The 4102-nt window shown below is 70.9% G+C and carries 6 protein-coding genes; 5 read left to right on the top strand and 1 reads right to left on the bottom strand.

Annotated features, from left to right (window positions below; genetic code table 11):
- Window positions 1-76 precede the first annotated feature (76 nt).
- From folP to AOK23_RS39625, 5 genes are all read left to right on the top strand, one after another.
- Window positions 77-943 (top strand): dihydropteroate synthase, encoded by an 867-nt coding sequence (gene folP, locus AOK23_RS39605; protein ID WP_055717280.1) that lies wholly within the window; start codon window positions 77-79, stop codon window positions 941-943.
- Window positions 940-1443 carry a nuclear transport factor 2 family protein gene (locus AOK23_RS39610; RefSeq protein ID WP_055522857.1) on the top strand — a complete coding sequence of 168 codons (504 nt, stop codon included), beginning with the start codon at window positions 940-942 and terminating at the stop codon, window positions 1441-1443. The genes folP and AOK23_RS39610 overlap by 4 nt, the downstream gene beginning before the upstream one ends.
- Before the next feature lie 247 nt (window positions 1444-1690).
- The gene (gene folB, locus AOK23_RS39615; RefSeq protein ID WP_055522859.1) at window positions 1691-2050 is read left to right on the top strand and encodes a dihydroneopterin aldolase; all 360 of its coding nucleotides are present in this window, start codon (window positions 1691-1693) and stop codon (window positions 2048-2050) included.
- A complete protein-coding gene (gene folK / locus AOK23_RS39620) occupies window positions 2047-2658 on the top strand; it encodes a 2-amino-4-hydroxy-6-hydroxymethyldihydropteridine diphosphokinase (RefSeq protein WP_055717281.1) in 612 nt (203 codons plus the stop codon). The genes folB and folK overlap by 4 nt, the downstream gene beginning before the upstream one ends.
- A gap of 120 nt (window positions 2659-2778) precedes the next feature.
- Complete coding sequence (locus AOK23_RS39625) at window positions 2779-3264, top strand: DUF3180 domain-containing protein (RefSeq protein ID WP_055542201.1); 486 nt, start codon at window positions 2779-2781, stop codon at window positions 3262-3264.
- Between the two features lie 120 nt (window positions 3265-3384).
- On the opposite strand, the gene folE is transcribed toward AOK23_RS39625, so the two are convergent.
- A complete protein-coding gene (folE, locus tag AOK23_RS39630; protein WP_055542200.1) occupies window positions 3385-3990 on the bottom strand; it encodes a GTP cyclohydrolase I FolE in 606 nt (201 codons plus the stop codon).
- Window positions 3991-4102 lie beyond the last annotated feature (112 nt).

Here is a 4102-nt window from a genome sequence, read left to right on the forward strand (position 1 = left end):
TCGATCGGCCGGTGCTCCGCCACCTGCTCCCGGCGGCGGAGCACCGGCCGATCGACAGGGGGCCTAGGCTTGTCGCATGAGCAAGCTGAACCGGCGCGGCCGAGTGGCTGGTATGCCTCCGTGGGACCGCTGCGCGGTCATGGGCGTCGTGAACGTCACCCCGGACTCCTTCTCCGACGGCGGCCGCTGGTTCGACACCACGGCAGCCGTCAAGCACGGTCTGGAACTGGTCGCGGAGGGTGCCGACCTGGTCGACGTGGGCGGTGAGTCGACCCGCCCCGGCGCCACCCGTGTCGACGAGGCCGAGGAACTGCGGCGGGTCGTCCCCGTCGTGCGGGGCCTGGCCTCCGAGGGCGTCACCGTCTCCGTGGACACCGTGCGCGCCTCCGTCGCCGAGCAGGCACTCGCGGCCGGCGCCGCCCTCGTCAACGACGTCAGCGGCGGTCTCGCCGACCCCGCGATGATCCCGGTCGTCGCCGACGCCGGCACCCCCTTCGTGGTCATGCACTGGCGCGGCTTCCTGGAGGGCGGAAACGTCAGGGGCGTGTACGAGGACGTCGTCTCCGAGGTGGTGGACGAGCTCCACGCGCGCGTGGAGGCCGTTCTGGAGGGCGGTGTCGCCCCCGACCGCGTCATCGTCGACCCGGGGCTCGGCTTCTCCAAGGACGCCGAGCACGATCTCGCCCTGCTCGCCCACCTCGACCGGCTGCACGGACTCGGCCACCCCCTGCTGGTCGCCGCCTCCCGCAAGCGGTTCCTCGGCCGGGTGCTGGCCGGACCCGAGGGCGCCCCGCCGCCCGCGCGGGAACGCGACGCGGCCACCGCCGCCGTCTCCGCCCTCGCCGCCCAGCAGGGCGCCTGGGCCGTCCGCGTGCACGAGGTGCGCGCCACCGCCGACGCCGTCCGCGTCGCCCGCGCGATCGAAGGAGCCCGGGAGCGGTGAGTTCGGCCCACACCGACGTCGAACAGGTCGAACTCGCCAACACGGCCTTCTACGAGGCGATGGAGCAGGGCGACTTCGAGACGCTCTCCTCGCTCTGGCTGGACCCCGCCGACCTGGGCGTGGACGAGGAGTACCACGACCCCGCCGAGACCGGCGTGATCTCCTGCGTGCACCCCGGCTGGCCGGTGCTCACCGGCCGCGGCGAGGTGCTGCGGTCGTACGCGCTGATCATGGCGAACACCGAGTACATCCAGTTCTTCCTCACCGACGTGCATGTCTCCGTCACCGGGGACACCGCTCTGGTGACCTGCACGGAGAACATCCTCAGCGGCGCGCCCGCCCCGGACGGCAGCGACGAACTGGGGCCGCTCGTCGGGCAGCTCGTCGTCGCCACCAACGTGTTCCGCCGTACGGCCGACGGCTGGCGGCTCTGGTCGCACCACGCCTCTCCCGTCCTCACCGAATCCGCCGACGACGAGGGCGAGGAGTCACCCTCCTGAGCCGTGGGCTCCGCCGGACGGGCCGTGACGTGACACGGAACACGACCGTCCGGGTATGGGCGGCGCCCAGCGCGTGAGCCATCGTGTTCCCTGCGGGAAACGCCCGGTGAACCCTTCCCCCCGGGGAGTGGGCACGGCCTTCCCCGGGCAGGCGCTGTCAGTGCCCGCAGGTAGATTCGAGGTGGCCGGTGTGCCGACCGCACCCGGGGGACACCGGCCGATACCGACGATTGCAGGAGTGATTCGCGTGGATCGTGTCGCGCTGCGCGGCCTGAAGGCCCGCGGGTACCACGGAGTGTTCCCGCACGAACGCGAGGAGGGCCAGACCTTCGTCGTGGACCTCACGCTGGGCCTGGACACCCGGCCGGCCGCGGCCGACGACGACCTCACGAAGACCGTGCACTACGGGATCGTGGCGGAGGAGGTCGTGGGCATCGTCGAGGGCGAGCCGGTGAATCTGATCGAGACCCTCGCCGAGCGCATCGCCCGGGCGTGTCTGGGGCACGAGGGGGTCCAGGAGGTCGAGGTGAGCGTCCACAAGCCGAACGCCCCGATCACCGTCCCCTTCGACGACGTGACCGTCACCATCACCCGGAGCCGAGTATGACCGCGTTCTTCACCGGGGGTCAGAGCGACCCGACCGTCCAGCCGGTGCCCGCCTCCGTGGTGCGCAAGGTGGACGAGGCCGACACGACCCTCCAGAACCCCCGGCGCGCCGTGATCTCCCTCGGCTCCAACCTGGGCAACCGTCTGGAGAACCTCCAGGGCGCCATCGACGCGCTGGAGGACACGCCCGGTGTGCGCGTGAAAGCCGTGTCGCCGGTGTACGAGACGGAGCCGTGGGGTGTCGCGCCGGACAGTCAGCCCTCGTACTTCAACGCGGTCGTCGTCCTGAAGACCACGCTGCCCCCGTCGTCCCTCCTGGAGCGGGCGCAGGCCGTCGAGGAGGCGTTCCACCGGGTCCGCGACGAGCGGTGGGGGCCGCGCACGCTGGACGTGGACATCGTCGCCTACGCCGACGTGATCTCCGACGACCCGGTCCTGACCCTGCCGCACCCGCGCGCCCACGAACGGGCCTTCGTCCTCGCGCCCTGGCACGACGTGGAGCCGGAGGCACTGCTCGCCGGCCGCGGCTCGGTGGCCGCAATCCTCGACGACCTCACCCGTGAAGGCGTGTCGCCCCGTGCCGACCTGGAACTCCACCTGCCCGAGTAGTCGTTAAGGTCTACCAGGTCGGGATCGTCACCCGACGCCACCGGGACCAGGGATCGGATCGACGTCCGACGCCCGTGGCTCCCGGTGTCCGTGGACCACCGGACTCGTCGAAAGGGCATCGTGAAAGAGCTGCGCATCAGGACGCTGGCCACGGTGTTCGTCGTGGCGGGGGTGCTGTCCTGGGCCGGGGCCCGGCTGTGGTACTCGGTGGGCACACTGCCGAGCGTGCCGTTGGCCGCGCCCATCGTCCTCGCCCTGATCGCCGCCGTCCTCACCGCCACCGCGCTCTCCATCCGCAGCCGGCTCAAGGCCCAGCGGGAGCGGCAGCCCGACGCCAAGGGGGTCGACCCCCTGATGGCGGCCCGCGCCGTCGTCTTCGGCCAGGCCAGCGCCCTCGTCGCCGCCCTCGTCTGCGGGATGTACGGCGGTGTGGGTGTCTTCCTCCTGGAGCACCTGGACGTACCGGCCCGCCGCGACCAGGCCATCTACGCCGGTTTCTCCGTCCTCGCGGGCATCGGCGTCATAGTGGCCGCCTTCTTCCTGGAGCGCGTGTGCAAGCTCCCGGAGGACGACGACACCAACGGGGGCGCGGCGCGGGCCGCCTAGGGAGCGGGTCACCAGGGCATTCACGTCTGCCTACTGGGCAGCCGCTGGCCCATGCGGTCCCCCCAGCAGCGATGTTCTCCGCTGGTGGGTGGACCGTATCGGGCAGCGCTGACAATCCGGTCAGCGTGCCAGTATCAGGCTCATCGCCTCAGCACGGGTCGTGGCATCCCGAAGCTGGCCGCGCACCGCCGACGTCGTGGTCTTGGCACCCGGCTTGCGGATGCCGCGCACCGACATGCACATGTGCTCCGCCTCGATGACCACGATGGCGCCCCGCGCCTCGAGGATCCTCACGAGCGAATCGGCGATCTGCGTGGTGAGTCGTTCCTGCACCTGCGGTCGACGAGCGAACACCTCGACGAGCCGCGCGAGCTTCGACAGCCCAGTGATCTTCCCCGTCTCGGCCGGGATGTACCCGATGTGAGCGACACCATGGAACGGCAGCAGATGATGCTCGCACAAAGATACGATCTCAATGTCCTTCACCAGGATCATCTCGTCGTGTCCGAGATCGAACGTCGTCGTCAGAACGTCCTCGGGTGCCTGCCTGAGCCCTGCCAGAAGCTCCTTGTACGCCCGCGCCACCCGCGCCGGCGTCTCCCTGAGCCCTTCCCGGTCCGGGTCCTCCCCGACCGCGATCAGCAGCTCTCGTACGGCGTTCTCGGCGCGCTTCTCGTCGAACTCGCCGATGGTGCCCTCGCCGTCCAGCGTCACGGGGTCGGTCATGTGGTGCCTCGCTCCTGCAGCCTGTGACGCGTGCGGCTGACGCGTCTGTTTACGGCCATACGACAGTGCCGCGCCCCCCAGGCTAAAACCAGGGGGGCGCGGCACTGTCGTA

This window comes from Streptomyces torulosus (assembly GCF_001419765.1).
Taxonomy (GTDB): Bacteria; Actinomycetota; Actinomycetes; order Streptomycetales; family Streptomycetaceae; genus Streptomyces; species Streptomyces torulosus.

What these genes read in the sequence shown, in the direction of transcription:
- folP (WP_055717280.1), top strand. Translation starts at nt 77, where the DNA reads ATGAGCAAGCTGAACCGGCGCGGCCGAGTGGCTGGTATGCCTCCGTGG.
- folK (WP_055717281.1), top strand. Translation starts at nt 2,047, where the DNA reads ATGACCGCGTTCTTCACCGGGGGTCAGAGCGACCCGACCGTCCAGCCG.
- folE (WP_055542200.1), bottom strand. Translation starts at nt 3,990, where the DNA reads ATGACCGACCCCGTGACGCTGGACGGCGAGGGCACCATCGGCGAGTTC.